Source organism: Streptomyces antnestii, from assembly GCF_004005495.1.
In the GTDB taxonomy this organism is placed as follows: Bacteria; Actinomycetota; Actinomycetes; order Streptomycetales; family Streptomycetaceae; genus Streptomyces; species Streptomyces antnestii.
Map to the genome: position 1 here is coordinate 552,323 of NZ_RZYA01000002.1, position 25,940 is coordinate 578,262.

Below are 25,940 nucleotides of genomic sequence, written 5' to 3' on the forward strand. Positions count from 1 at the left end.
CGTCTCCAGGGACCGCCGACCCGAATACACCCCTGCGCCCCGCAGCGCCTCAGGACGCCATGGCCTTCACCCGTTCCAGGTCCCTCAGGCGGCGTGCCGGGTCCGGGGACACCGGGTTGACCTTGAGCGTGGTGACCCCGGCCGCCCGATAGGCCTCGACCCGCTCCGCGACGTAGGAGGCGGGGCCGATCAGCGAGAGGTTGCGCAGGAGGTCGGAGGGGACCGCGGCCGCGGCCTCCTCCTTCCGGCCGGCCAGATACAGGTCCTGGATCGCGGCGGCCTCGGCCTCGTAGCCGTAACGGCACACGAGGTTGTGGTAAAAGTTGCGGCCGCGTGCGCCCATGCCGCCGATGTAGAGAGCGGTCTGCGGTCGGGCCAGGTCGACGAGGTCCTCGACGTCCTCGCCGATCGCCAGGGGTGCCTGGGCCACGACGTCCAGCGGCCCGAGCGCCGGATCGCGCCTGGCCGCGCCCTCTGCCAGGGCCTGCCCCCACACCTCGCCCGCCTTTCCCGGGTGGAAGAAGAGCGGCAGCCAGCCCTCGGCGATCTCGGCGGCCATCGCCACGTTCTTCGGCCCGAGCGCGGCGAGGATGACCGGCACACGGTCGCGTACGGGATGGTTGATGAGCTTGAGCGCCTTGCCGAGGCCCGTGCCTCGCTCGGCGGGGAGCGGGATCTGGTAGTGACGGCCGTCGTGGACCACCTTCTCGCGGCGCCACACCTGTCGGCAGATGTCGATGACCTCGCGGGTCCTGGCCAGCGGAGCGTCGTACGGGACTCCGTGGAACCCTTCGATCACCTGAGGCCCGGACGTGCCGATGCCGAGGGTGAACCGGCCGTCGGAGACGTAGTCCAGGCCGGCCGCGGTCATCGCGGTGAGGCTCGGAGTGCGGGTGTAGATCTGCAGGATGCCGGAGGCGATCTCCAGACGCTCGGTACGCGCCGCGATGAAGCCGAGCTGGCTGATGGCGTCGTAGGAGTAGGCCTCCGGCACGAACACGATGTCGAGGCCGGCCTTCTCGTAGTCGCCGAGCACGTCGACGGTCTCCTTGAAACCACCGCTGTAGCTCAGCATCATGCCGATCCTCATCGGATCCCTCCCGTTGCCTTCGGCTGTGCCTCGGTCGCCGCCGTCTTCGGGGCGAACTTCGCGTGCTGTGACCGCAGTTCGGTCTTGAGGATCTTGCCCGCCGCGGACACGGGGAGGGCCGGGACGAAGTGCAGTTCGCGCACCCGCTGATAGGGGGCGACCCGCTCGGCCACGTACGCCATCAGTTCCTCGGCCGTCGCCGTCGCGCCGTCGCGTGGCACGACGTAGGCGGCCGGGATCTCGCCCGCGTCCCGGTGCGGCACGCCGATCACCGACGCGGCGGCGACGGCGGGATGACCGGCGAGGACGTCCTCCAGGTGCAGGGGGTACACGTTGTACCCCTTGTAGATCAGCATGTCCTTCGCGCGGCCGGAGAGGAACAGGTGGCCGCGGTCGTCCACGTGGCCGATGTCGCCGGTGCGCAGCCAGCCGTCCCGGAACTGATCGGCTGTCAGGTCGGCCCGGCCGTGGTACCCGTCGGTGATCTGCGGGCCGCGGGCCCACACCTCACCGGACTCACCGGCCGGCACCTCGCGTTCCAGGTCGGTCAGATCACGGATGGACAGTTCGGTGTCCGGCAGGGGCAGGCCGACGGAGCCGGCCGGGATGCCCACGTCGGGATCCAGGGGGTGCAGGACCAGCGCCACGGTCGCCTCGGTGAGGCCGTACCCCTCGGTGATGCGCGCGTTGGGAAACAGTTCGGCCAGGCGCCGCCAGGTCTCCGGATCGATGGGCGCGGCACCGGAGTTGACGACGGAGACCGATTCGAGGCGTCGCCCGGTGGCGGCCGGTGAGGCCAACAGCGCCCGGTACATGGTGGGGGAGCCGTTGAGGAGGGAGACCTGGTGCTCGTCCACGTCGGCGAGGAAGCGTTCGGGGTGGAAACGGGAGGACAGCACCGTGGTCGTACCGACCAGCGTGTTGGCCACCAGGCTGGCAAGGCCCAGCGCGTGGAAGAGCGGCGCCACCGCGAGGGTGACCCCGCTGCCGGGCGGCCGATGCCACGGGGTGGCCCGTTCCTTGTCCTGCTCGACGCCGAGCACTCCGTCGGCGAGCACCGTACGGGAGGCCGCGCGGACCCAGCTGACCTGCGCCACATTGGCGACCAGGTTGCGATGGAGGACCCGCACCGCCTTGGAGCGGCCGGTCGTGCCGCCCGTGTACGCGAGGTGCGCCAGATCGTCGGGGTGGCGCGTGGTCCGCTCCGCGACGCCGTACCCGAGCAGGGACTCGGCCGCCACCACGGTCCGGCCCTCGGGCGCGGGCGAAGCGTCCTGGTCCGCGGGTACGACGACGGTGAGGCGCGGGCCCGGTCCGTCGACACCGTGGACGGACGAGAGCGAACCGGGGTGGGCGACGACCGCGCGGGCCCCCGAGTCGTCGATCTGGGCGGCGAGCGCCGCGGACGGCAGCGCCGGGTTGGCGGGACTGACCACCGCGCCGGCGTACAGCGTTCCCCAGTAAGCCACCGGGAACCAGAGGCAGTTGGGGGCCAGGAGCAACACCGTGTCACCGGAGGCGATGCCGTGTTCGCGCAGTCCGCGGGCGAAGCGCAGCGCGCGGTCGTGCAGTGCGGCGAAGGTGAGGGTCTGCGCTCCGTCGCGTACGGCGACGCGGTCCGGGAAGTGGTGCGCGGCGCCGGCGAGGACGGCTCCGGCGTCGACGGCGGGGAACGTCAGGGTGGTTCCGGTTCCGGTTCCGGTCATGCGATGACTCCTCGCCTGGTGAGACTGTCGAGTTCGCTCTCGGTGAGGCCGGCGCCGGCCAGCACGCTCCGGGTGTCCTCGCCCTGCTCGGGCCTGGCGCCGGGCGTGGTGGCCGGGGTGGCCGGGGTGGCGGAGAACCGGGGTGCGGGGGCGGGGCGCAGCGGTCCGTCGCCGTGGACGAAGGTGCCGCGGGCCGCGTTGTGCGGGTGGGTGGCCGCCTCGGTGAGGGAGAGCACGGGGGTGACACATGCCTGGGTGCCCGCGAAGTGTTCGGCCCAGGCGTCGCGGGTGCGGGTCGCGAAGACCTCGGCGAACCGGCGGCGCACGTCGGGCCAGGTGCCCGGGGCGCCCTGCGTGGCGCACGCGGGGTCGTCGGACAGGCCGAGGCCGTGCACCAGGGCCGCGTAGAACTGCGGCTCGATGGCGCCGACCGCGACATGGTCGCCGTCCGCGCAGCGGTAGGTGGTGTAGTGGGGCGCGCAGCCGCTGAAGAGGTTGACGCCGCGCTCGTCGGACCAGAGTCCGCCGGCGAGGAACCCGTACGTCATGGCGAGCAGCAGGGCGCTGCCGTCCGTCATGGCGGCGTCCACCACCTGACCGCTGCCGGTGGCGCGGGCGTGCAGGAGTGCGCTGACCACTCCCAGGGCGAGGAGCATTCCGCCGCCACCGAAGTCGCCGATCAGGTTGAGCGGCGGCACGGGGTCGCCGCCGGCGGGGCCGATCGCGTGCAGCACCCCGGTGAGGCCGATGTAGTTGATGTCGTGGCCGGGGGCCTGGGCCAGCGGTCCGTCCTGGCCCCAGCCCGTCATCCGCCCGTACACCAGACGGGAGTTGCGGGCCAGGCATTCGTCCGGTCCTAGGCCGAGGCGTTCGGTGACACCCGGCCGGAACCCCTCGATGAGGGCGTCGGCGGAGTCGGTCAGGCGTAGCACGGCGGCCACTCCGTCGGGGTGCTTGAGATCGACGGCCACCGACCGCCTGCCGCGCAGCAGGATCGTGTCGGCGGGGCTGATCCGGCCTCCGGGCCGGTCGATGCGGATCACCTCGGCGCCGAGGCCGGAGAGCACCATCCCCGCGAACGGGCCGGGCCCGATGCCGCCCAGTTCCACGACGCGCACGCCGGACAGGGGGCCTGCCGGTGGTTGCGGTCCTTCCGGTGTCTGCGGTCCTGCGGGTGTTTGTGGCCCGGTCGACGCTTGTGGCTCGGTCGATGATTGTGGTCCTGGTGACGCTTGCGGTCCTGTCGACGCTTGTGGTCCTGTCGACGCTTGTGGTCCGGTCGGTCCTTGGGGCGCGGCGGACATCAGCGGCCCGTCCAGCGCGGGGCGCGCTTCTCGGCGAAGGCCCGCGGGCCCTCCTTCGCGTCCTCGGAGACGAACACCGGTTCCACCAGGGCCCTTTGGCGCTCCTTGGCCTCGGCGGCGGGCCAGACGGTGGAGCCCACGACGACCTCCTTGGTGACGCGGACGGCGAGCGGTCCGTTGGCCGCGATGGCGGCGGCGAGCTCGCGCGCGGCGTCGAGCGCGCCGCCGGGCTCGGTGAGCCGGTTGACCAGGCCGTAGCCGTGGGCGCGGCGGGCGTCCAGGAAGGCGCCGGTCAGGGCCAGTTCCATGGCGATCTGGTACGGCAGCCGCTGGGGCAGCCGCAGCAGTCCGCCCGCGGCGGCGACCAGGCCGCGCTTGACCTCGGGGATGCCGAACTCGGCGTTGTCGGCGGCCACGATCAGGTCGCAGGCGAGGGCGAGTTCGCAGCCACCTGCCAGCGCGTATCCCTCGACCGCGGCGATCAGCGGCTTGCGGGGCGGGGCGTCGGTGAGACCGCCGAGGCCACGGCCCTCGATGCTGGGACGTTCGCCCTTGAGGAATGCCTTGAGGTCCATGCCGGAGCAGAACGTGCCGCCGGCGCCGGTGAGGATCCCGACACTGAGGTCGTCGCGGGCGTCCAGCTCGTCGAGCGCGGCTGCGATGCCCTCGGAGACGCTGAGGTTGACGGCGTTGCGCGCCTCGGGGCGGTTGATCGTGATGACGGCGACGCCGTCGGAGAACTCGGTGCGGACCGCGTCGGACATGGGTGGTGGCTCCGTAGGTGGTCGGCGGCCAAGGGCCGGGGGAGTTACGGCGGTTCGAACCTGCGGGGGCCCGGCCCCCCCCGTGGGTGGGGGAGGCCGAGTCCCTGTGAGCGTGAGCGGGATGCCGGTGGGTGGTGACCACCCGCTGGTACTACTTCGGCGCCATCCGGATGGCGCCGTCGAGGCGGATGACCTCGCCGTTGAGCATCGGGTTGTCCACGATGTGCGCGACCAGCGAGGCGTACTCGTCCGGGGCGCCGAGGCGCGGCGGGTGCGGCACCTGCTTGCCCAGCGAATCGCGCAGTTCCTGCGGCGCCTTGCCGAGCAAGGGGGTGTCGAACAGGCCCGGGGCGATCGTGGCCACCCGGATCTGACGGCTGGCCAGGTCACGGGCGATCGGCAGCGTCATGCCGACGACACCGCCCTTGGACGCGGAGTACGCGGCCTGCCCGATCTGCCCGTCGAACGCCGCCACGGAGGCGGTGTTGACGATGACACCTCGGTCGCCGTCCAGCGGCTCGTTGCCGACCATCTTCGCGGCGGCCAGACGGATCACGTTGAAAGTGCCGATCAGATTGACGGTGACGACCTTGGTGAACCGCTCCAGGGGGTACGGCCCCTCCTTGCCGACGGTACGGGCCGAGCCGCCGATCCCCGCGCAGTTGACGACCACGCGCAGCGGCCCCTGTTCCGCCGCGGCCTCGACCGCACGCGTCACATCCGCCTCGTCGCTGACGTCACCGGCCACGAAGGAGGCGCGCTCGCCCAGCTCCTTGGCCACGGCCTCGCCGTCGGAGGACGGAAGGTCGAAGAGGACGACACGGGCGCCGGACGCCAGAAGCTTCCGGACCGTGGCAAGGCCGAGGCCCGAGGCCCCACCGGTGACCAGAGCGGACACACCTTCGGTACGCATGGAACTCCCCACTTTCATTCCTGTGGCGGGTGGCTGCGGCGGACTGGCGGGCTCGTCCCCACGCTCGGAGGAACAGCGTCGTTGAAGCAGTGTCGGAGAAACGGCATCTGCGCGCTCCGCTCCAGGCGAGTGGCTGTCGGTGAGGCACCCGATCTGTTAACTTAACGATCGTTCTGCCAGTGCCGTCCTCAGGCAACCACAGGCCCCAGACGGTGTCAACGGAAGGATGGACTGTGACTCTTGAGATCACCGGCACCTCGCAGTGGCAGGCATGGCAGGACGGCGTCATGCCACCGGTCGAGCGCGTGCGCGACGGGCTGTGGTCCATCCCCGTACCCATCCCGGACAACCCGCTGCGCTACGTCCTGGTGTACGCCCTGGAGTCCGGCGACGGCGTCGTGCTCATCGACGCAGGCTGGCCCGCCGACGTCTCCTGGCAGGCCCTTCGCGGCGGACTCGCCGAGATGGGCACCACCGTCGAGAACGTCAAGGCCGTCCTCGTCACCCACAACCACGCCGATCACCTCGGCCTGGCCGGCCGCGTACGCGAGGCCTCCGGCGCGTACGTCGCCCTGCACGCCCTGGACGCCGCCCCTCTCGGCGAGGGCCTCGGCACCCGTGAGCGATGGCGCAGCGATCACCTCAGCCACCTCGTCCGGAACGGCATGCCCGACGCCGACGCCACCACCACGGTGGACGCCATGAACGCCGACCTGCTGTTCGAGGCTCCCAGCCCCGACGTGCTGCTCCAGGACGGGGAGCGGATCAAACTGCCGGACCTGGACCTGCGCGTGGTGTGGACCCCCGGGCACAGCCCCGGCCACTCCTGCTTCTACGAACCAGGACGCCGGCTGATGTTCTCCGGCGACCACGTGCTGCCCCGGATCACGCCCGCGATCGGCGTGTACTCCCGTACCGTCGGCGACCCGCTCGCCGACTTCCTGGTCTCCCTCGAACGGCTCGAGCGGTACGACGTCGAAGAGGTCCTGCCCGCGCACGAGTACCGCTTCCGCCGCCTCGACCAGCGGCTGGCCCAGATGGCGCGGCACCACACCGAACGCCTGGCGGAGACCTTCGCCGCGGTACGGGCGGCGCCCGGAGCCACCGGGTGGGAGCTCGCGGCCCACCTGGAGTGGTCGAGGCCCTGGTCCGCCTTCGGTGTGCAGCAACGACGGTTCGCCCTGGGGGAGACGCTGGCCCACCTCAAACTCCTCGCCGCCCGCCAGGAGATCACCGAGCACGGAGCCGGACCGACGCGCTGGTACCCGGCCGCGTCACGGTGAGCGAGGGGCGAAGGAGCAAGGAGCGAAGCTGATTTAACGATCGATAAGTCATCGGCAGGGCCGGGGCCCACCCTTTCCCGCCTCCTGCCTGGGCTCATAGGAATCGCTTAACCCACGGTTCCGTCCTGAGTCTTTGCGTCACGGACAGGCGGGCACTCACGATGTCCCCCACCGCTCCCCACTGCCGGAACACCACGCAGGCCCGAGCCGCAGTCGGTGCTTCCGGCCCCCAGAGGGGTACGTCCCCGAAGGAGCCGCCCCGTGACCACGAGCAAAGTGGCAGGTCCCCGTCCCGCCCCCGTCGAGTCCGCCACCGAATCCCGGGCCAGGGCCTGGGGGTTCACCGGACTGCTGATGCTGCTGTACACGGTGAACTGGGCCGACAAGGCCGTGTACGGCCTCGTGGCCCAGCCGCTCGCCGAGGAGCTCGGGCTCAGCGCCTCACGGATCGGCTTCATCGGCAGCGCGTTCTTCGTGACCCTCACGCTCGGCAACCTGATCGCGGGTCTCCTCAACAAGTGGACGGCCCTCAAGTGGTCGCTCGCGATCCTCGCCGTCGGCTGGTCGATCGCCATGCTCCCGGTGGTCGCCTCGGCCACCTTCACCGTCCTGCTGGTCAGCCGGATGCTGCTCGGATTCCTGGAGGGGCCTTCGGGCCCCATCATCCACACGGCGCTCTACTCGTGGCACCCGAGCGAGAAGCGGGGCCTCCCCTGGATGGTCAGTTGCCCACGCAGACGGCTGTCGGTGTCCGTCACGGAGCCACCCGCCGACGCGATGTCACGGAGGAGCCGGCGGGCGGGGCCCACGAGAGCGTGACCGGCCGAGGTCGGCACCATGCCCCGCCCGATGCGACGGAACAGCAGTGTGCGCAACTCGTGCTCAAGAGCCCGGATGCCCTGGGAGACGCTCGGCTCGGTCACGCCTGCCGATGCCGCCGCCGCTTTGATGCTGCCGCGATCGACGACGGCCAGGAAATAGCGCAGGTGAGGCAGGTCCACCGCGCCAGGCTAGCGAGAGGTGTCCGTTGAGGGGAGGGGGCCGAGGACTTGGCCGCCCGTTCGTTGACACCGCTGTGTCCTGCTGCCAGAGTATGGCCTGTCGAACGATCGTTTAGTTGGGATGGGTTGCGTGCTCAGAACCAGGTTCACGGATGAGTTCGGGATCGGGTGTCCGATCGTCCAGGGCGGGGCCTCGCGCGGCTCGGGGGCGGCGGAGTCCGAGGCGTCGACGTTCCGTGACATCCCGACCCGCGACGAACAGACCCGAGCGGCGGCCCCGACCCCGACCCCGGGCGCGTCATGAGCGGCGCGCGCCGGATCCCTCCACTGCTGCATCGGCCCTTCCCGGTGTCGACTCCCGAAGGCGTCTCGCTGGCGGAGCTGCTCGACCTGGAGAAGATCGACAGCGATCTGTTCCGCGGGAACACGGTCCTCGACGAGCCGTTCTCGCTCTACGGCGGGCAGGTCGCGGCGCAGGCCCTGGTCGCCGCCGGCCGGACCGTGGACGACGACCGGCCGCCGCACTCGGTGCACGGGTACTTCCTCCGTGCCGGAGACGCGGGCCGGCCGACGGTGTTCCGCGTCGACCGCGACCGTGACGGCCGGTCGTTCTCGGCCCGCCGGGTCGTGGCACTGCAGGACGGCCAGGTCATCTTCAACATGTCCGCCTCCTTCCACGCCCGTGAGGAAGGCAAGGACGTCCAGGTGTCGCCCGCCCCGGACGCCGGGCCCCCCGACGCACTGCCCGCCGCGCTGCTGCCGCGGCTCGTCTCCTTCGAGGCCCGCGAGCCGGCCCAGCCGTACCCGGACGCGCGGTGGCCGACCCGTTTCTGGGCGCGCTGTACCGCGCAGCTCGGTGACGACCCGCTGCTGCACGCGGCCGCGCTGACCTACCTCTCCGACGCCCTGAGCGGCCTCGTCTCCCTGGCGGACCGGGAGGGGAGCCCGATGAGCAGCCTGGACCACGCGGTGTGGTTCCACCGTCCGGCGCGGCTCGACGACTGGGTGCTGCTCGACCTGGTCCCGCACACGGTGGCGGGCGGGCGTGGCTGGTACACGGGGACGGTCAGCGGCTCCGACGGCGGGCTGCGGGCGAGCCTCACGCAGGAGCAGTTGTTCCGGCGGCGGACACACGCCACGGAGTGACCCCGCGTCCCGGCCCGACCGGTCGGGCTGACCCGGCTGATCGCCGTCCTCGGCCGCACGCACAGCACACGCGCATGTCAGCACCGGAGACGAATGGGAGAAGTCATGCAAGAGCACGCCGTCGATGCCGTGTCCGCCGGCCGCCGGATGTCCTTCGGGGCCCAACTGGCCCGCTGCGCCCGCAAGTTCCCTGACCGCATCGGCATGCAGCACGGGGACCGCCGGCTGACCTTCCCCGAGCTCGACGCGCGCGTCTCCCGCCTCGCCAACGCCCTGGCGGCCCGCGGAATCGGGCGCGGTGACCGTGTCGCGGTGGTCATGCACAACCGGATCGAGGTCGCCGAGGCCATCCTGGCCACCGCCCGGCTCGGAGCCATGGTCGTACCGGTGAACTTCCGGCTCGTCGCCGACGAGATCGCGTACATCCTCGCCGACAGCGGCTCCACCGCCCTCCTCGTCGACGAACAGCTGGTGGCCGTCTGTACCGAGGCGGCCCGCGAGCTCGACGGGCGGTTGCGCACCGTGCTCGTCACCGGGGACGGCGCCGCGCAGGCCGGGCCGCACGCCGAGTCGTACGAGGCCGCGCTCGCCGCCGCCCCGGCCGTGGACCCGGGCATCGACGTCGACGAGAACGACCCCGCGTTCATCATGTACACCTCCGGGACCACGGGCCGCCCGAAGGGCGCCGTACTGACCCACCTGAACCTCGTCATGTGCGCGTACGCCGTGCTCTCGGCGACCGGCGGCATCCAGCAGGAGCCCGGAACCCTGCTGGTCGGGGTGCCGATGTTCCACATCAGCGGGCTGAACTCCACGCTGCGCGGCCTTATCGACGGCAGCCGGGTGGTGATCGACTCATCCACACACTTCGACCCGGCCGCGCTCGCCGATCTGCTCGAACGTGAGCAGGTCACCAACTGCTTCCTCGTGCCGAGCCAGTGGCAGGCGGTGTGCGCGGTACCCGGCCTGAAAGACCGTCGACTCGCGTTGCGTACGCTCGTCTGGGGCGCGTCTGTCGCACCGCCGTCGGTGCTCGAATCGCTGCGGGACTGCTTCCCGCAGGCCCCCGCGTACAGCGCGTTCGGGCAGACCGAGATGAGCCCGACCACCACCATGCTGCGGGCCGAGGACGCGATACGGAAGATGGGATCGGTCGGCAGGCCGCTCCCGGGCATCGAGGTGCGCATCGTCGACGAGGAGATGCGGGACGTACCGGTCGGAGCGGTGGGGGAGATCGTCTACCGGGGCCCGACGACCATGCTCGGCTACTGGAACAAACCGAAGGAGACCGAGGAGTCGTTCGCGGGCGGCTGGTTCCACTCGGGAGACCTGTGCCGCGTGGACGACGAGGGTTTCATCTATGTCGTCGACCGCAAGAAGGACATGATCATCTCCGGCGGGGAGAACATCTACTGTGCCGAGGTCGAGGCCGTCATCGACACACATCCCGGCGTGGCCGAGGTCGCGGTGATCGGCGTGGACCACCCGAAGTGGGTACAGACTCCGCGCGCGGTGGTCGTGCCGGCCGATCCGTCCGCGCCGCCGTCCGCGCAGGACATCATCGACCACTGCCGTGACCGGCTCGCCTCCTACAAGAAGCCGACCTCGGTGGTGTTCGCGGACGCCCTGCCGCGCAATGCAAGCGGAAAGGTCCAGAAGTTCCAACTGCGGGAGAACTACGGGGCAAAGACGGCCGGAGAGCCCGCAGGAGACCCCCGCCTGTCCGGCGGCGCCCGGCACACCGACACCTGAGGAGCGAACCGTGACGGATTCCGTACTGGTGGAGCGGAACGACGACGCCACCGCCGTCGTCACGCTGAACCGGCCCGACGTACGCAACGCGATCGACCCCGAACTGCTGCAGGGACTGCGGACCGCCCTGCGCGAGCTGGACGAGGACGACACGGTCGGCGCGATCGTCCTCACCGGCGCAGACCCCGCCTTCTGCGCGGGCCTCGACCTGCGCAGGCTCGGCTCGCCGGAGGGCGGCCTGCCCGGCGGCGTCGTCGATCGGTCCGTGTCGCGGGCGCCGTGGGGCGATCCGCTGCGTACCCCGCTCATCGGCGCGGTCAACGGGGCCGCCGTGACGGGCGGGTTGGAGCTTGCCCTGAACTGCGACATCCTCATCGCCTCGGAGCGGGCCCGCTTCGCCGACACCCACGCGCGGGTCGGCGTGCTGCCCGGCTGGCGCCTCTCGGTGCTGCTGCCGCTGTTCGTCGGTTCGGGTCTGGCCCGCAGGATGAGTCTGACGGGGGACTTCCTCTCCGCGGCCGAGGCGCTGCGGGCAGGCCTCGTCACCGAGGTCGTCCCGCACGGGGAACTGCTGCCGGCCGCGCGCCGGGTGGCGGCGACGATCGCGGGCAACGACCGGGCCGCGGTGCAGACTCTGCTCGGCTCCTACCGGCGGGTGGAGGCCGAACTCGTGGGCGACGGCGACCGGGTGGAGGCCACGACCGCACGCGAGTGGCTGGCCTCGACCCCCGGCACGGCGGACGTTGAACGCCGCCGAGAGGTGATCATCTCGCGCGGCAGGGAACAGAACCGACCCGCGTAGGGCGGCGAACCGAGACGGCCCTGGCGGGAGTCGAGCGCTCCTGCCAGGGCCGTACCCAGTGCGGCGGGCGGATCGGGCGGACCGGGCGGACCGGGCGGATCGGGCGGACCGGGTGGACCGGGCGGATCAGAGATCGGTGAACCGCGGCTCGCGCTTCTGAAACCGTGCTGTCACCGCCTCCACCTGGTTCGGGCTGCCGATCAGAGCACCGATCTCCTTCTGTTCCTCGGCGAACCCGGCCCCGAGTCCGGTGCGCCCGGCCAGGTCGAGGAGCCGCTTGGCGGCCCGTACCGCGTGTGGGCTCTGCCGGGCGATCTCCGCGGCCAGGGCGAGCGCCGCCGTGCGCGGCTCGGGGTCCGTGCGGGTCGCGAGCCCGATACGGACGGCCTCCTCACCGCCGACGACACGGGCCGTGAAGGTCAGCTCCTTGGCCACGTCCCGCCCGACCAACTCGGGGAGCAGCTGTGAGCCCGTCATGTCCGGGACGAGACCCCACGCCACCTCGAACACGCTGAGCCGGGCGTCCGGTGCCACGATCCGGATGTCGGCGCCGAGCGCGATCTGCAGGCCGCCCCCCAGCGCGTTGCCGCGCACCGCGGCGACGACGGGCACGGGCAGTTCGGCCCACACATACGCGGCGCGCTGCCCGGCGGCCTGCGCCGGCCCCTCGGACGGCGGGAGTCGGGTCCGCGCGGAGAGCCGCTGCCCGTCCGCATCGCCCGGAACGCGGTGAAGTCCAGGCCGGAGCAGAAGTCCGGCCCCTCGCCGGACAGCACCACCGCCCGGACCCCCGGCTCGGTCTTCAGCCGCTCCCCGGTCGTCACCAGAGCCTCGAACATCTCCGGGTCGAGGGCGTTGCGCTTCTCGGGCCGGTTCAGCCGTACATCGGCGACCCCGTCGCTCACCGAGACGGTCACGCGCTCGGACGTACCTGTCATGCGTCGTTCTCCCACTTTCGGCCGGCGGTCTACAGGAGTTCGAGAATGGTCGCGTTGGCCATGCCGCCCGCCTCGCACATGGTCTGGAGGCCGAATCGGATGCCGTTGTCCCGCATGTGATGGAGCAGGCGCGTCATCAGCACGGCACCGGAGCCGCCCAGGGGGTGCCCCACCGCGATCGCCCCACCGAGCGGGTTGAGGCGGTCCGCCCGCGCACCGGTCTCGGCGAGCCAGGCCAGCGGAACGGGCGCGAACGCCTCGTTGACCTCGAAGGCCCCGATGTCGTCGATCCCGAGTCCCGCCTTCGCCAGCGCCTTCGCGGTCGCGTTGATCGGAGCGGTGAGCATGATGACCGGGTCGTCACCGGCGAGGACGGCGGTGTGAACCCGAGCCACCGGGGTGAGGCCGCGCGCCCGGGAGTGCTCGCTCGACGTGATGAGCAGCGCACCGGCGCCGTCGGAGATCTGGGACGAGTTCCCGGCGTGTATCAGGCCGTTCTCGCGGAACGCGGGCTTGAGGGCGGCCAGGGACTCCGGCGTGCCGCCGCGCCGCACCCCCTCGTCCGTCCGCAGGCCACCGGGGAGCGGTGCCAACTGGCCGGTCAGCGCACCGGAGTCGATGGCAGCCGCCGCCCGCTCGTGGGACCCCAGCGCGTACTCGTCGAGCTGCCGACGCGTGAGACCCCACTTCTCGGCCACCATCTCCGCGCCGATGCCCTGACGGAAACCGTCGACGCCGTACCGCTCCAGGACACTCGGGGGCATGGGCTCGCCACCCTGCCGCGCGCTGCCCATGGGCACGCGGCTCATCGATTCGACGCCGCCCGCGATCACGAAGTCGTACTGCCCGGCGATCACCCCGGCGGCGCCGAAGTGCACCGACTGCTGGCTGGAGCCGCAGGCGCGGCTGACGGTGGTCGCGGTGACGGTCTCGGGCCAGCCGGCGGCGAGCACGGCGGCGCGCCCGATGTTGCCGGACTGGTCACCGGACTGCGTGACGCAGCCCCAGACGACGTCGTCGATCTCCTCGGGCCGGACCTGGGTCCGTTCGAGGAGCGCCTTGAGGACATGGGCCGACAGGTCGGCCGGATGAACACCGGCGAGCGCACCGTTGCGCCTGCCGACAGGGGTTCGTACCGCGTCGACGATGACGGCGTCCTGCATCGTGTACTCCCAACGTTTCGGGCGGCGCCCCGGATTGCCGCGCGAGGCGAGTGCTACGGGTTCGCATACCGGTCGCGCACCTCGCGCCGGAGCATCTTTCCGGAGGGCGTCCTGGGGAGCCGCTGCGTGAACTCGATCCGGCGTGGGACCTTGAACCCCGCCAGCCTGGACCGGCAGTTCTCGATGAGGCGATCGGCGAGACCCGCGCCGGGCGTGACGTCGGCCTCGGGCTGTACGACGGCGACGACGCGTCGCCCCCACTCCTCGTCGGGGACGCCGATCACCGCGACGTCCGCGACTTCGGGGCTGAGCAGCAGGACCTCCTCGATCTCCGCGGGGTAGATGTTGACCCCGCCGGAGAGGATCAGATCGGTGCGCCGGTCGCAGAGATACAGCCAGCCGTCCTCGTCCACGTAGCCCACATCGCCCGCGGAGAAGAAGCCGTCGAGCAGGGCGCCCGAGGTCTTCGCCGGATCCTTGAAGTACTCGAACGGGGCGGGGAGCCGGAAGTAGACCGTGCCGGTCTCGCCCGCCGGGAGTGGTCGCCCCTCGACATCGACGATCCGGAGTTCGCTCCCTGCGAGCGGATATCCGACGCTGCCCGGCTTCGTCAGCCACTCCGCTGTGGTCAGCGCTGTGGCAGAGCCCTCGGTGGCCCCGTAGAACTCGGTGAGCACCGGTCCGAGACAGTCGATCGCACGGCGCTTCACCTCGACGGGACAGGGAGCGCCCGCGTGTACGACGCTGCGCAGGCTGGACGTGTCGTAGCGGTTCCGAACGGATTCCGGGAGCCGCACGATCCGATGCAACATGGTGGGAACGGTGAACAGCACGTTCACCCTGTGCCGTTCGACAAGCCGCAGGATCTGCTCGGCGTCCGGGCGCTCGGCGACCACCACGGTGTGGCCGAAGCTGAGCGCGATGCTGGAGAACGTGCCGGGGGCCGCGTGGTAGAGCGGCGACACCACCAGGTGCACGCCGGGTCCGGGGCGGATGTCGAGGCGGGCCATGAAATCCCGCACGAAGGGCGTCACCTCCGGCGGCCGGCCGGACAGCGGTTTGCGGACGCCCTTGGGCCGGCCGGTCGTACCCGACGTGTACCCCATGACATCGCCCGCGGTGACGTCCGGCGGCGGAGTCACCGGATGCCCGGCGAGCAGCTCCTCGTAGTCACGCCACGGGCCACCGCCGCCCTCGCCGCCACCGATGACGAACCGGCCCTCGTCGGCGAAGCCCGCCTCGTCCAGCGCGGGGCCGGCGGCCTTCAGCAAGGACGCGTCCACGAAGACGGCTTTCGCCTCGCTGTCGGTCACCAGATACGCGATCTCGGGAGCGGTGAGATGGTGGCTGACCGGAGTGAGATACAGGCCGATCTGACCGGCTGCCAGGCGCAGTTCGTAGTACGCGCGTCTGTTCGGGGTCATCGCCACGACGCAGTCACCCGGCACGAGGCCCTCGGCCCGCAGGGCGTGCGACAACTGGTGGCACCGGGCCGCGAGTTCCCCGAAGGTGACCTGGGTGCCGTCGGGATCGACGACGGCCGTGCGGGCCGGGTACGTCGCGGCGACGGCGCCGAAGCCGACGGGGTGGGTCTGGTGGGTGGTTCCCGTGGTTCCCATTGCGGCGAGTTACTCCTGTCCAGGAATGCCCCGTTGGTGGGATGAGCCGGTCGAGACCGAGCAACTACTGAACGAACGATCGAGTGATATCGCTCGTACGAGGGTGGCCCGTCATGAGGCCATGGTCAAGAGGCCCTGAGCCCCGACTGCTTCCGGGAGGCGGCGAGACGTTGACGCGTGATGCCGCCGTAGCCATTATTGGATCCAATTTTGCAGCCGTTGAGGACGTCAGCGGCAGGCCTGAGCGGGCCCATGAGCCCGGATCCGGGCAGATCCCGGCAGATCCGGACCGCACGGGGTGAACCCCGTCGAGACCTCTTCGGCGACCTCTCCGACGCCCCGGACATGGCGTCCACGGGACCCGCACCCGCTCCCACAGCCCCCACCGTCTGAACGATCGAAAAGGATCCCCGTGGCAGACCTCGAATACTCGGTGCGCGCCCACGTCGCGACCATCCTGCTCAACCGGCCCCACCGGAAGAACGCCTTCACCCTCGACATGGTCGAACAGTGGGCGGACGCCCTGCTGGAGGCCGGCCGCGACCCCGACGTACGTGTCATCGTCGTCACCGGCGCGGGCGGCGCCTTCTGCTCCGGAGTGGACCTGTCCGACTTCAAGGGCGACAAGCGCTCCCCGCTGGGCGAGAAGGAGTTGCTGACCAAGCGCGTCCACCGGGTCGCCCTCGCCCTGGAAGGCATCGACAAGCCGGTCCTCGCAGCGGTGTCGGGGCCCGCTGTCGGCGCCGGTATGGACATGGCGCTGCTCTGCGACGTGCGCTTCGCCGGGAACAGCGCCCGCTTCAGCGAGGGGTACATCAAGATCGGGCTCGTTCCCGGCGACGGCGGCTGCTGGCTGCTGCCGCGCGCCGTGGGCACCTCCACCGCCCTGCGCCTGCTGTGGACCGGTGACTTCGTCGGCGCCGAGGACGCGCTCCGCATCGGCCTGGTCGACGAGGTGCACGACGACGAGAAGCTCCTGGACGCGGTGTACGCGTACGCGGAGCGGCTCGCCGGGCGCCCGCCCGTCGCCATCCAGATGATCAAGCGCGCGGTGCGACAGGGGGCCCGAACCGATCTGCCGACGGCGCTGGACCTCATCTCCTCGCACATGGCCGTCGTCACCGCCACCGAGGACTCGCAGGAGGCCTACGCCGCGTTCCAGGAAAAGCGCGAGGGCCACTTCACGGGCCGGTGAACCGGCTACGCCACCCGATCGAGAACAGACCACTCCGTCGAGCGAAAGGCCGCCGTGGACCACGCACACCCCCCGACGCCGCCCGGCACAGCGAGCCGCCGATCAGGACCTCAGGAGAACTGGCTCGAACTGCGCACGCAGGTACGCCGGTTGACCGCCGACTGGCGGGACGCCGGGCGCTACCGGCCGCGCAGCGACGCCTGGCTGCGCTCCTTCGACCTGGACTTCAGCAAGGAGCTCGCCGCGCGCGGACTCGTCGCGATGACCTACCCGGAGGAGTTCGGGGGCGGTGGACGCTCCCATGTCGAACGTCTCGCCGTCACCGAGGAGTTGCTGCGCGCCGGTGCCCCGGTCGCCGCCCACTGGATCGGCGACCGGCAGATCGGCCCGGCCGTCCTGCGCCACGGCACCCGAGAGCTGCAGGAGGAGATCCTGCCGCAAATCTCCTCCGCGACCGCGGTGTTCTGCCTCGGCATGAGCGAGCCGGAAGCCGGATCCGACCTGGCCGCCGTGCGCACCACCGGGCGGCGCGTGCGGGACGGCTGGCGGATCACCGGACACAAGATCTGGACCAGCCATGCCCACCGCGCCACCCACGCCTACGTACTGGCGCGCACCGAGCACGCCGCACGCAAGCACCAGGGGCTCACGGAGTTCATCGTCGACATGCAGGCCGACGGTGTGTCCGTCACCCCCATCGTCGACCTGACCGGCGAGCACCACTTCAACGAGGTGCGCTTCGACGACGCCTTCGTGCCGGCGCACCGTGTGCTCGGCCGGGCCGGCGCCGGCTGGAAGCAGGTCGTCGAGCAGCTTTCCTTCGAACGTGGCGGCGCCGAACGGGTGCTGTCCAGCTACCCGGTGCTCGTCGACCTGATCGCCGCCACCGCCGAGGCCCAGGCTCATGAACTCCAGGGGTTGCTCGGCTCGTTGACCGCACGACTGGCCGTCCTGCGCCGCATGTGCTGGGACGTCGCCCGCTCGCTGGACGCCGGTGAGGCACCGGTGCAGCAGGCCGCGACGCTGAAGTACCTCGGCAACACCTTCGAACACGACGTCATCGACGCGCTGCGCAGCACGGACCTGTGCCGCGACGCCGCACGGGACAGCGTCTTCGGTCAGGCCCTGCTCGCCTCGCCCGGGTTCGGGCTGCGCGGCGGAGCGGCCGAGGTGCTGCTGTCCGTGATCGCCAAGCAGGAGGCCCGGGCATGAGCGAGTTCGCCGCGGAGCTGCGGACGTTGATCGACGACCTGGTGTCCGCCGAGGGTGGCACGGCCGGAGACGTCGACCCCCTGCGACTGTGGGAGCGGCTGCGGGAACTCGGCCTGCACCGGGTGGGCCTGCCCGAGGAGCGCGGCGGTTCGGGTGGTTCGCTCGACGATCTCGTCGTCGTGGTCGAGGCCCTGGCCTCCCGGGGCGTCGGCGTGCCGATCGTCGAAACGTCGGTGGCCGACTGGGTCGTGGGACATGCTCAGCCGCTCGACGACCGGCTGACCACCGTCGTCCTGCTCGATACGTCCACCGCACCCACCGACCGGGGTCCAGGTCTGCCGGTCGTGCCGTGGGGCCGCCACGCGCAGCGCCTCGTGTTGTGTGCGCCCGGCCGTCCGGCGCAGGCCGTGGACATGGCCGGAGCGGTCGTCGAGCCCGGTGAGAATCTTGCCGGGGAGCCGCGCGACGTCGTGACCCTGACGGGCGCCACACCCGCTGAGCTGGCCGGCGCGCCCTCGTACGACGCCGTGCGGCAGCGGCTCGGGCTGCTGTGGTCCGCCGCCGTGGTCGGTGCGGCGCAGGGTGCCTATCGGCTGACGAAGGCGTATGTGGCCGAGCGGCGCCAGTTCGGTGCTCCGCTGCTCGAGATCCCCGCGGTCGCGTCCGGGGTCGCGCAGATGCGGGTCGGCCTCGCCCAGGCCGAGACCGCGCTGGCCCTGGCCCGCGAAGCCGTCGCAGCGGAGGGCGAGACCCCGGCCGACGTGAACGTCTCAGAGTCCGCCGTCGCCACCGCACGGATCATGACGGCCGCCGCGGCGACGGACATCGCGCGCCTGGCCCACCAGCTGCACGGCGCCATGGGCGTCACCCACGAGTACCCACTGCACCACTGCACGCGACGGCTGTGGGCCTGGCGCGACAGTGTCGCCGCCGAGCGGCAATGGGCCGAGGAACTCGGCCGTCAGGCCGCGGCCGCGGGCGAGCACGGCGTCTGGACCCGTCTGACGGCCACCGCGTACTAGTCGCCCATAAGGACTAGCTTAACGATCGTTCGAATAATATGCTGCAGCGCGGAACACACCTGGCGAGAGAAGAGGCTGCCGTGCGTCTTTCGGTGTTCAACGAGGATCACGAGGCGTTCCGCGCGACGCTGCGGGACTTCATCGAGAAGGAGGTCGTCCCGGTCCACCACGAGTGGGAGGAGCAGGGGCACCCGCCGCGTGACTTCTACCGCAGGCTCGGCGCCCTTGGCGTACTCGGCATCCAGGTGCCCGAGGAGTTCGGCGGCGCGGGGGAGTCCAGCTTCAAGTTCGCCGCGATCGCCACCGAGGAGACGACGCGGGCAGGCGTGTCCTTCGGCAACTACTCGGTCCACACGAACCTGATCCTGCCGTACCTCATGACGTACGCGACCGAAGAGCAGAAGAAGCGGTGGCTGCCCGGATTCGCGAGCGGGGATCTCATGACCGCCATCGCGATGACGGAGCCCGGCACCGGCTCCGACCTCGCCAACATCCAGACCAGGGCCCGGCTTTCGGCGGACGGCACGCACTACGTCCTCAACGGCGCCAAGACGTTCATCACCGGCGGCGCCCTCGCCGACCTGGTGCTCGTCGTCGCCCGCACCACGCCCTTCGACCCCGGGGACCGGCGGGCGGGCCTGTCCATTCTGTGCGTGGAGTCCAGGAGCGAGGGCTTCGCGGTCGGCCGCAAGCTGCAGAAGATCGGCCTGAAGGCCTCCGACACCGCCGAGCTGTCCTTCACCGACGTCAAGGTGCCGGTCGAGAACCTTCTCGGCGAGCAGGGCAAGGGCTTCTCGTACCTCTCGCACAACCTTCCCCAGGAACGCCTGACCATCGCGCTCGGGGGTGCCGCCACCGCCGCCGCGGCCCTGCGTTTCGCGACCGACTACGTCCGGGAACGCACCGTCTTCGGCAAGCCGGTCGCCCACTTCCAGAACACCAAGTTCGTCCTCGCCGAGTGCGCCACGGAGGTCGAGGCCGCGCGGCTCATGGCGGACCGCGCCCTGGAGCTGCACGACGCCGGCGAGCTGACGGTCGCCGACGCGGCCAAGGCCAAGCTGTTCTGCACCGAGGTCGCAGGGCGCGTCATCGACAAGTGCCTCCAGCTGCACGGTGGTTACGGCTACATCACCGAGTACCCCATCGCCCGCCTCTACGCCGACACCCGCGTGTCCCGCATCTACGGCGGCACCAGCGAGGTCATGAAGACGATCATCGCCAAGTCCCTCGGCCTCTGACCGCCCGAGCACCCTTCCGCAAGGCGTCCCGCATCCGAGCCGACGCCTGGCCCCGGCACATCCGCCCGAACGCACGATCAGGAGTCCCTCGTATGCGTGACGCAGTCATCGTCGACGCCGTTCGCACAGCCGTCGGCAAGGGAAAGCCGGGCGGTGCGCTGTCCGGCATCCACCCCACCGACCTGTCCGCCCACGTCCTCAAGGCGCTGGCCGAGCGCAACGGCCTCGACCCGGGCACCGTGGACGACGTCATCTGGGGCTGTGTGTCCCAGGTCGGCGAGCAGGCGGGCAGCATCGGCCGCTACGCGGTCCTGGCGGCGGGCTGGCCCGAGCACGTTCCCGGCCTGACCGTCGACCGCCAGTGCGGGTCCTCGCAGCAGGCCGTGCACCAGGCCGCGGCCGGGGTCATCGCCGGTCAGTACGACATCGCGATCGCCGGTGGCGTCGAGTCGATGTCCCGGGTGCCGATGGGATCGACCCGCGCCGACGGCAAGTATGGCGAGCCGTTCGGCACGCTGGTCGCCGAGCGCTACGACAACTACCGCTTCAACCAGGGCATCGGCGCCGAGATGATCGCCGAGGAGTTCGGGCTCACCCGCGGAGAGCTCGACCAACACGCCCTCGACTCGCACGCGCGCGCCGCCCGCGCCGCCGACGAGGGCCGCTTCAAGAGCCAGATCACCCCGGTGACCCTGGCGGACGGCAGCGTCTTCGACACCGACGAGGGAGTGCGCCGCGGCGGCACGCTGGAAGCGCTGGCAGGCCTGAAGACCCCGTTCAAGGCGGACGGCGTTGTCTCGGCGGGCAACGCCTCACAGATCTCGGACGGTTCGGCCGCGCTGCTCGTCACCACGAGCGACATCGCCGCACGCAACGGATGGACGCCGATAGCCCGCTTCCACACGGGAGTTGTCACCGGCGTCGATCCGGTCACCATGCTCAAGGGTCCCATCCCGGCCACCCGCAAGGCACTTCAGCGGTCCGGCCTCGGCGTCGACGACATCGGCGCGTTCGAGATCAATGAGGCGTTCGCCTCGGTCTCGCTCGGCTGGCAGCGCCAGACCGGCGCCGACTATGAGCGGATGAACCCCAACGGCGGCGCCATGGCCCTCGGCCATCCGCTCGGCGGCTCCGGCGCCCGCCTGATGACCACTCTGGTCCACCACATGAGGGACAACGGCATCCGATACGGCCTCCAGTCGATGTGCGAGGGCGGCGGCATGGCGAACGCCACCATCCTGGAACTCGTCTGACCGTCCGGAGCCGGAACACGCGCGAGCGGCCCGCCGAGTCGGCGGTCGCCGCGCGGGACCGGCCCCGGGCCGGGGGCCTCGGGGACACGTAGACTGATCGCCGTTTGTCGGGCGTGAGGAGGACACCGGTGCGAGGCACGGGCCAGCAGGCCATTCTGGACGCCGCCCGGCACGAGTTCGGGGAGCGCGGGTACGCCGCCGCGTCCATCCGCGACGTCGCCCGGCGTGCCGGTGTGAGTCTGTCGGCGATGTACCACTACTACACCGGCAAGCAGGAACTGCTGCACGCGCTGGTGAACGGCAGCGGCCAGGCCTACTTCGACTCCTGCCGCAAGGAACTGGAGTCGACCGGTGACGACCCGGGGGAGCGGCTGGCCGCCCTGGTGCGGGCCACCGTGCGCTATCGCGCCGAGTACCGCCTGGAGAGCAACCTGACGCTCGCCGAGTGGCGCAGCATGTCGGAGGAGCAACTGGAGGAGTTCCGGCGCCGGCAGTTCGACGGCACGCGGATGTTCCAGCAGATCATCGAGGACGGCGTGGCCGAGGGCGTCTTCCGCACGCCCCACCCCAACGACGCGCGGCGCGGCGTGATCGCGATGTGCAACGCCGTCGCCCAGTGGTACCGGGAAGGCGGCGAGGAGGGTGTGGACGAGCTGGCGGAGCGGTACGTGGAGCTGTCCCTCGTCCTGGTGGAGTACCGCCCTTCGACCAGGCGTCCGCGCGCTCAGGCGTGAGAGTCGGCCCAAGCCGACGCTCAGGTCTGGGAGTCGGCCCGAGCCGAAGTGCACGGTGGATTGGGCCTGATGGGGTGGCTGACCGTCGAGCGGTCGCTCACCCGGCAGCCCACTGACCCGTGAACTCGGGTTCCCGCTTCTCGTTGAAGGCGGCGTACGCGGCCGGTGCGTCCTCGGTCGCGAAGTTGACGACCTGGGCGCGGGCCTCGCTCGCCAGGGCGTCGCGCAGCGTCCGGTCGGCTCCTTCGTTGAGCAGGGCCTTGTTCTGGGCCTGAGCCACCGGTGGGCCCGCGGCCAGGCGCCGGCCGAGGTCGGCGACGAACTTGTCGAGCTCGGGAAGGCCGACCAGCCAGGTGACGAGGCCGAGGCGGTGGGCTTCGTCGGCGTCGATCATCTCGGCCAGCAGGGCCAGCCGTTTGGCCTGCTGGAGGCCGACCAGCCTCGGCAGCTGCCAGGATCCGCCGAAGTCGAGGGAGAGGCCGCGACGGGCGAAGATCTGGGAGAACCGGGCCCGGGGCGTGGCTACGACGAGGTCGCAGCCCAGGGCCAGGTTCCAGCCGGCTCCGACCGCCACCCCGTCGACCTTCGCCACGGTGGGCTTGGGCAGCTCGTGCAGGCGGAGAGCCACGTCGTTGATCTTTCGCATCCGGTCCATCGGGTGCGGTGGGGCGGCGTCGCCGGACCGGGTGGACCCGGGCGAGAGGTCGGCCCCGGCGCAGAAGTCGCCCCCGGCGCCGGTGAGTACCACCGCCCGCACCCGGGGATCGGTGCCCGCCTCGGTCAGTGCGTCGCCGAGCGCGGTCCACAGCTCGCCGTTGATGGCGTTCTTGCGGCGGGGGCGGTTCAACGTGAGCGTCAGGACACCGTCGGTGCGATCGGTCAGCAGAACGGGCTCGTCGGACATGGCGGGGCCCACCTTCCTGGCAACGTGGAGCAGCGATCGAAAATTAGCGAACAATCGTTAAGTAGTCAATCGCGGGCCGGGATGGGCCGGGGTGGGCGGGACCGGACGGGTCCGGTCCCGCCAGGCGGGCACCGACGCCGTGAGCATCACGGCGGCGGTGAGGGCGAAAGCCCAGGGGTATCCGGTGTGAGGTGCCAGGGCGCCGAAGGCGAGGGCGCCCGCGCCCATGCCGGCGTCGTACGCGAAATTCCACAGGGCGGTGACGGTGGCGTGCCCGGCCGAGGGGACCCGCCCGTACATCAGCGTCAGGGTGGCGTTCTGCATGAGGCCGAAGCCGATGCCGAAGAGGGCGACGCCGGCCAGGACGGCGGCAGGGCTCGCCGTGAACGCGGTGAGCAGCATGCCCGCGGCACACACGAGCAGGCCGGGCAGGACAAGGCCGGACGGGTCGCGCCGGTCGCCGTGCCGGCCCGCGGCCCAGCGGGCAGCCATCGCCGCCGCGCTCTGCACGAACAACGCGGCGGTCACCACCTCGGCGGACGCCGCGGGGACGGCGAGCGGCAGGAAGGTCACGACGATGCCCGCTCCCAGTGCGGTGGCCGTGAAGACGGCAACAGGCCGCATCAGAGCGGCCGTTCGCAGCCCCGCGGCCACCCCCACCGCGTGTCCCACGCCCAGCTCGCGGTCGGGGAGCCCCGGAACGGCGGCGATCGAGGCCAATGCGATGAGGCCGCCGGCCACGCAGATCGGCGTGTACCCCACCTGCTCGACGAGCCACACACCCAACGGCAGCCCCACCAGCGACGGCACACCGGACACGATGCCGACCAGCGCCAGGCCCTCGCCCCGCCGCTCCGGCGGAATGAGCGAAACCGTCAGCGCGCCGCCCGCGACGATGGTGACGGCGAAACCGAGGCCGCGGACCAGGCAGACCGCCACGATCCAGAGCATGCTCCCGGACAGCGTGAGCACCAGCGCGGGCGCGCCCAGCAGGAAGAGCCCGGCCGCCAGCGCGACCCGGTAGCCGAAGCGGGACACGAGACGGGGCGCGGCCAGCTCGCCGATGACCGTCGTGAGCATCAGCGCCCCGGTCGCCAGGCCCGCCGAACTCCCGCCCCCACCAGCCGAATCGGCGTAGATCGGAACGACGGACAGCAGCAGGAACAGGCTCGTCGACGCGCCGATGATGGAGACGAAACGCAGCAGCAGGGGAGTGGTCACCAGTGGCGGCCGGCCCGACGCGGGCGGTGGGTTCGTTGTCACGGTCATGAACGCGACGGTAGGAGCCGAGCGGACCACCGGTAAGGTCCAATTCCATGTCGCTCAAGTGGTCCGGTCTGTCACCGGAGTTGTTGCTGACGCTCGACAGGCGGAGCGCCGAGCCGCTGCGCTGCCAGGTCGAACGCCAGGTGCGCGAAGCCATCCGCACCCAGCGGCTCCAGGCCGGCGAGCGGCTGCCGTCCTCTCGCGAGCTCGCGCGCGCGCTCGGCCTCTCGCGGGGCGTCGTCCAGGACTGCTACGCCCAGCTCCAGGCCGAGGGATACCTCGTGACGCGAGTGGGATCCGCCACGCGCGTCGCGGCGTGCGCCGACGTGCCGGCCACGCCCAGGACCGCGCCGACGCCCCCGGCGGCACCCCCACGGCTGCTCGCCGACTTCCGGGCGGCCGTCCCGCACCTGGGCGGATTCCCGCTCGACGACTGGCTGCGGGCGTTGCGTGAAGCCGGACGCGGCCTCCCGACGGCAGACCTCGACTACGGCGATCCACGCGGCAGCGCCGTACTGCGCGAGGTCGTCGCGGGCTACCTGCGGCGGGTGCGCGCCGCAGCCGCGGACCCCGAACACCTCGTGGTCTGCGCCGGCTACGCCCAGGGTCTCGACCTGGCCCTGCGCACCCTGGCCAGGACGGGTGTCGACACGGTGGCGTACGAGGATCCCGGGTCGCCCGCCTCCATCGGGGCGGCCGCCGAGGCGGCGGGCCTGTCGGCGGTCCCGGTTCCGGTGGACGAGCACGGCCTCGACGTCCGGGCGCTGGCCGCCACCCGTGCGCGGGCCGTCATCGTGACCCCGGCGCACCAGTGGCCGACCGGTGTGGCCATGGCTCCCGACCGGCGGCTGGAACTGATCAAGTGGGCCGAGCGGCAAGGTGCGTTCGTCATCGAGGACGACTACGACGCGGAGTTCCGCTACGACCGCGAACCCATCGGCTGCCTGCAAGGGCTGGCGGCCGACCGCGTGATCAGCATCGGCACCGTCAGCAAATCCCTCGCACCGGCACTGCGGATCGGCTGGATGCTGTGCCCGCCCGCGCTCGCCGGAGAGATCAGCACGGCGAAGTACCTCAGCGACCGGGGCTCACCCGTGCTCGATCAACTCGCCCTGGCCAGGCTCATAGAGTCGGGCCGCTACGATCGGCACCTGCGCCGCATGCGCACGACGTACGCGGCCCGGCGCCGCGCCCTGACCGCCGCGCTCGCCACGCACGCGCCCGGGGTCGCGGTGACCGGTCTCGCCGCCGGGTTCCACGCCGTCGCACACCTCGGCGAGGGCACGGACGAGCAGGGCGTCATCGCCGCCGCCCGCGCCAGGTCCGTGGGTCTCTACGGCATGAGCGAGTGCCGCTCGACGGCACGCCGCAGCGACGGGCCTGCGCAACTGGTCCTGGGCTTCGGCGACGTGAGCGAGAGCGCCATCGCGGAAGGCATCGCGGCGATCGGGGATCTGCTGGCGGGACCGTGACGCCCGCGCGCCTTCCCCTGCCGCCCGCCCTCCCAGCCGACCGCTGGAGAAGTCAGCCTCGGCCGGCCCACCCGACAGCGTCTGAATTGAGCCTCTTTCGTACCGCCGGCGCCGCGCGTCTGCCGCACCGCATATGGGCCCCGCCCCGCCCGTCGTAGTCGCC

22 protein-coding genes and 2 pseudogenes are annotated in these 25,940 nt (G+C 71.5%); 12 read left to right on the forward strand and 12 right to left on the reverse strand.

Annotated features, from left to right (window positions below):
* Window positions 1-49 precede the first annotated feature (49 nt).
* From EOT10_RS07265 to EOT10_RS07285, 5 genes are all read right to left on the reverse strand, one after another.
* A complete protein-coding gene (locus EOT10_RS07265; protein WP_127827209.1) occupies window positions 50-1,090 on the reverse strand; it encodes an LLM class F420-dependent oxidoreductase in 1,041 nt (346 codons plus the stop codon).
* The gene (locus EOT10_RS07270; RefSeq protein ID WP_127827210.1) at window positions 1,087-2,796 is read right to left on the reverse strand and encodes a class I adenylate-forming enzyme family protein; all 1,710 of its coding nucleotides are present in this window, start codon (window positions 2,794-2,796) and stop codon (window positions 1,087-1,089) included. Before EOT10_RS07270 ends, EOT10_RS07265 begins: the two co-directional genes overlap by 4 nt.
* A complete protein-coding gene (locus EOT10_RS07275; RefSeq protein WP_223280853.1) occupies window positions 2,793-3,914 on the reverse strand; it encodes a CaiB/BaiF CoA transferase family protein in 1,122 nt (373 codons plus the stop codon). The genes EOT10_RS07270 and EOT10_RS07275 overlap by 4 nt, the downstream gene beginning before the upstream one ends.
* Before the next feature lie 185 nt (window positions 3,915-4,099).
* The gene (locus tag EOT10_RS07280; protein WP_127827212.1) at window positions 4,100-4,864 is read right to left on the reverse strand and encodes a crotonase/enoyl-CoA hydratase family protein; all 765 of its coding nucleotides are present in this window, start codon (window positions 4,862-4,864) and stop codon (window positions 4,100-4,102) included.
* A gap of 151 nt (window positions 4,865-5,015) precedes the next feature.
* Window positions 5,016-5,777 (reverse strand): 3-hydroxyacyl-CoA dehydrogenase, encoded by a 762-nt coding sequence (locus tag EOT10_RS07285; RefSeq protein WP_127827213.1) that lies wholly within the window; start codon window positions 5,775-5,777, stop codon window positions 5,016-5,018.
* Window positions 5,778-6,010: 233 nt separating this feature from the next.
* Here EOT10_RS07285 and EOT10_RS07290 point away from each other — a divergent pair, with 233 nt between their 5' ends.
* Window positions 6,011-7,060 (forward strand): MBL fold metallo-hydrolase, encoded by a 1,050-nt coding sequence (locus tag EOT10_RS07290; RefSeq protein ID WP_223280854.1) that lies wholly within the window; start codon window positions 6,011-6,013, stop codon window positions 7,058-7,060.
* Window positions 7,061-7,321: 261 nt separating this feature from the next.
* A complete protein-coding gene (locus EOT10_RS07295) occupies window positions 7,322-7,879 on the forward strand; it encodes an MFS transporter (RefSeq protein ID WP_223280855.1) in 558 nt (185 codons plus the stop codon).
* A gap of 56 nt (window positions 7,880-7,935) precedes the next feature.
* On the opposite strand, the pseudogene EOT10_RS43075 reads toward EOT10_RS07295, so the two are convergent.
* Window positions 7,936-8,061: pseudogene (locus EOT10_RS43075) on the reverse strand (LysR family transcriptional regulator); the annotation flags it as partial.
* 348 nt (window positions 8,062-8,409) lie between these two features.
* Here EOT10_RS43075 and EOT10_RS07305 point away from each other — a divergent pair.
* From EOT10_RS07305 to EOT10_RS07315, 3 genes are all read left to right on the forward strand, one after another.
* Window positions 8,410-9,207 (forward strand): acyl-CoA thioesterase, encoded by a 798-nt coding sequence (locus EOT10_RS07305; RefSeq protein ID WP_223280856.1) that lies wholly within the window; start codon window positions 8,410-8,412, stop codon window positions 9,205-9,207.
* Between the two features lie 105 nt (window positions 9,208-9,312).
* Window positions 9,313-10,959, forward strand: a complete 1,647-nt coding sequence (locus tag EOT10_RS07310; protein WP_127827216.1) for a long-chain-fatty-acid--CoA ligase — start codon at window positions 9,313-9,315, stop codon at window positions 10,957-10,959.
* Between the two features lie 10 nt (window positions 10,960-10,969).
* Window positions 10,970-11,761 carry an enoyl-CoA hydratase gene (locus tag EOT10_RS07315; protein WP_189491295.1) on the forward strand — a complete coding sequence of 264 codons (792 nt, stop codon included), beginning with the start codon at window positions 10,970-10,972 and terminating at the stop codon, window positions 11,759-11,761.
* Window positions 11,762-11,887: 126 nt separating this feature from the next.
* Here EOT10_RS07315 and EOT10_RS42570 read toward each other — a convergent pair whose 3' ends face one another.
* The 4 genes and pseudogenes from EOT10_RS42570 to EOT10_RS07335 form a co-directional block, all read right to left on the reverse strand.
* Window positions 11,888-12,391 carry an enoyl-CoA hydratase-related protein gene (locus EOT10_RS42570; protein ID WP_262985400.1) on the reverse strand — a complete coding sequence of 168 codons (504 nt, stop codon included), beginning with the start codon at window positions 12,389-12,391 and terminating at the stop codon, window positions 11,888-11,890.
* Window positions 12,392-12,483: 92 nt separating this feature from the next.
* A pseudogene (locus tag EOT10_RS43080) lies at window positions 12,484-12,699 on the reverse strand (enoyl-CoA hydratase-related protein); the annotation flags it as partial.
* Window positions 12,700-12,728: 29 nt separating this feature from the next.
* The gene (locus EOT10_RS07330) at window positions 12,729-13,862 is read right to left on the reverse strand and encodes a thiolase family protein (protein WP_127827220.1); all 1,134 of its coding nucleotides are present in this window, start codon (window positions 13,860-13,862) and stop codon (window positions 12,729-12,731) included.
* Between the two features lie 53 nt (window positions 13,863-13,915).
* Window positions 13,916-15,481 (reverse strand): AMP-binding protein, encoded by a 1,566-nt coding sequence (locus EOT10_RS07335; RefSeq protein ID WP_127827221.1) that lies wholly within the window; start codon window positions 15,479-15,481, stop codon window positions 13,916-13,918.
* Window positions 15,482-15,893: 412 nt separating this feature from the next.
* Here EOT10_RS07335 and EOT10_RS07340 point away from each other — a divergent pair, with 412 nt between their 5' ends.
* The 6 genes from EOT10_RS07340 (at window position 15,894) to EOT10_RS07365 (ending at window position 22,135) form a co-directional block, all read left to right on the forward strand.
* Entirely contained in the window at window positions 15,894-16,676 is a 783-nt protein-coding gene (locus EOT10_RS07340; protein WP_127827222.1) for an enoyl-CoA hydratase/isomerase family protein, read from the forward strand.
* Window positions 16,677-16,730: 54 nt separating this feature from the next.
* On the forward strand, window positions 16,731-17,888 hold the full coding sequence (locus EOT10_RS07345; RefSeq protein WP_127827223.1) for an acyl-CoA dehydrogenase family protein: 1,158 nt from the start codon (window positions 16,731-16,733) through the stop codon (window positions 17,886-17,888).
* Window positions 17,885-18,910 (forward strand): acyl-CoA dehydrogenase family protein, encoded by a 1,026-nt coding sequence (locus tag EOT10_RS07350; protein ID WP_127827224.1) that lies wholly within the window; start codon window positions 17,885-17,887, stop codon window positions 18,908-18,910. Before EOT10_RS07345 ends, EOT10_RS07350 begins: the two co-directional genes overlap by 4 nt.
* 80 nt (window positions 18,911-18,990) lie before the next feature.
* Window positions 18,991-20,148 (forward strand): acyl-CoA dehydrogenase family protein, encoded by a 1,158-nt coding sequence (locus tag EOT10_RS07355; protein ID WP_127827225.1) that lies wholly within the window; start codon window positions 18,991-18,993, stop codon window positions 20,146-20,148.
* A 92-nt stretch (window positions 20,149-20,240) separates the two neighbouring features.
* The gene (locus EOT10_RS07360) at window positions 20,241-21,401 is read left to right on the forward strand and encodes a thiolase family protein (RefSeq protein ID WP_127827226.1); all 1,161 of its coding nucleotides are present in this window, start codon (window positions 20,241-20,243) and stop codon (window positions 21,399-21,401) included.
* 128 nt (window positions 21,402-21,529) lie between these two features.
* Window positions 21,530-22,135 (forward strand): TetR/AcrR family transcriptional regulator, encoded by a 606-nt coding sequence (locus EOT10_RS07365; RefSeq protein ID WP_189491298.1) that lies wholly within the window; start codon window positions 21,530-21,532, stop codon window positions 22,133-22,135.
* A 97-nt stretch (window positions 22,136-22,232) separates the two neighbouring features.
* Here EOT10_RS07365 and EOT10_RS07370 read toward each other — a convergent pair whose 3' ends face one another.
* Both EOT10_RS07370 and EOT10_RS07375 read right to left on the reverse strand, forming a co-directional pair.
* The gene (locus tag EOT10_RS07370) at window positions 22,233-23,039 is read right to left on the reverse strand and encodes an enoyl-CoA hydratase/isomerase family protein (protein WP_127827228.1); all 807 of its coding nucleotides are present in this window, start codon (window positions 23,037-23,039) and stop codon (window positions 22,233-22,235) included.
* Between the two features lie 57 nt (window positions 23,040-23,096).
* Entirely contained in the window at window positions 23,097-24,308 is a 1,212-nt protein-coding gene (locus EOT10_RS07375) for an MFS transporter (RefSeq protein ID WP_127827229.1), read from the reverse strand.
* Between the two features lie 47 nt (window positions 24,309-24,355).
* Here EOT10_RS07375 and pdxR point away from each other — a divergent pair, with 47 nt between their 5' ends.
* Window positions 24,356-25,777: a MocR-like pyridoxine biosynthesis transcription factor PdxR gene (gene pdxR / locus EOT10_RS07380; protein WP_127827230.1), complete on the forward strand. Its 1,422-nt coding sequence runs from the start codon at window positions 24,356-24,358 to the stop codon at window positions 25,775-25,777.
* Window positions 25,778-25,940 lie beyond the last annotated feature (163 nt).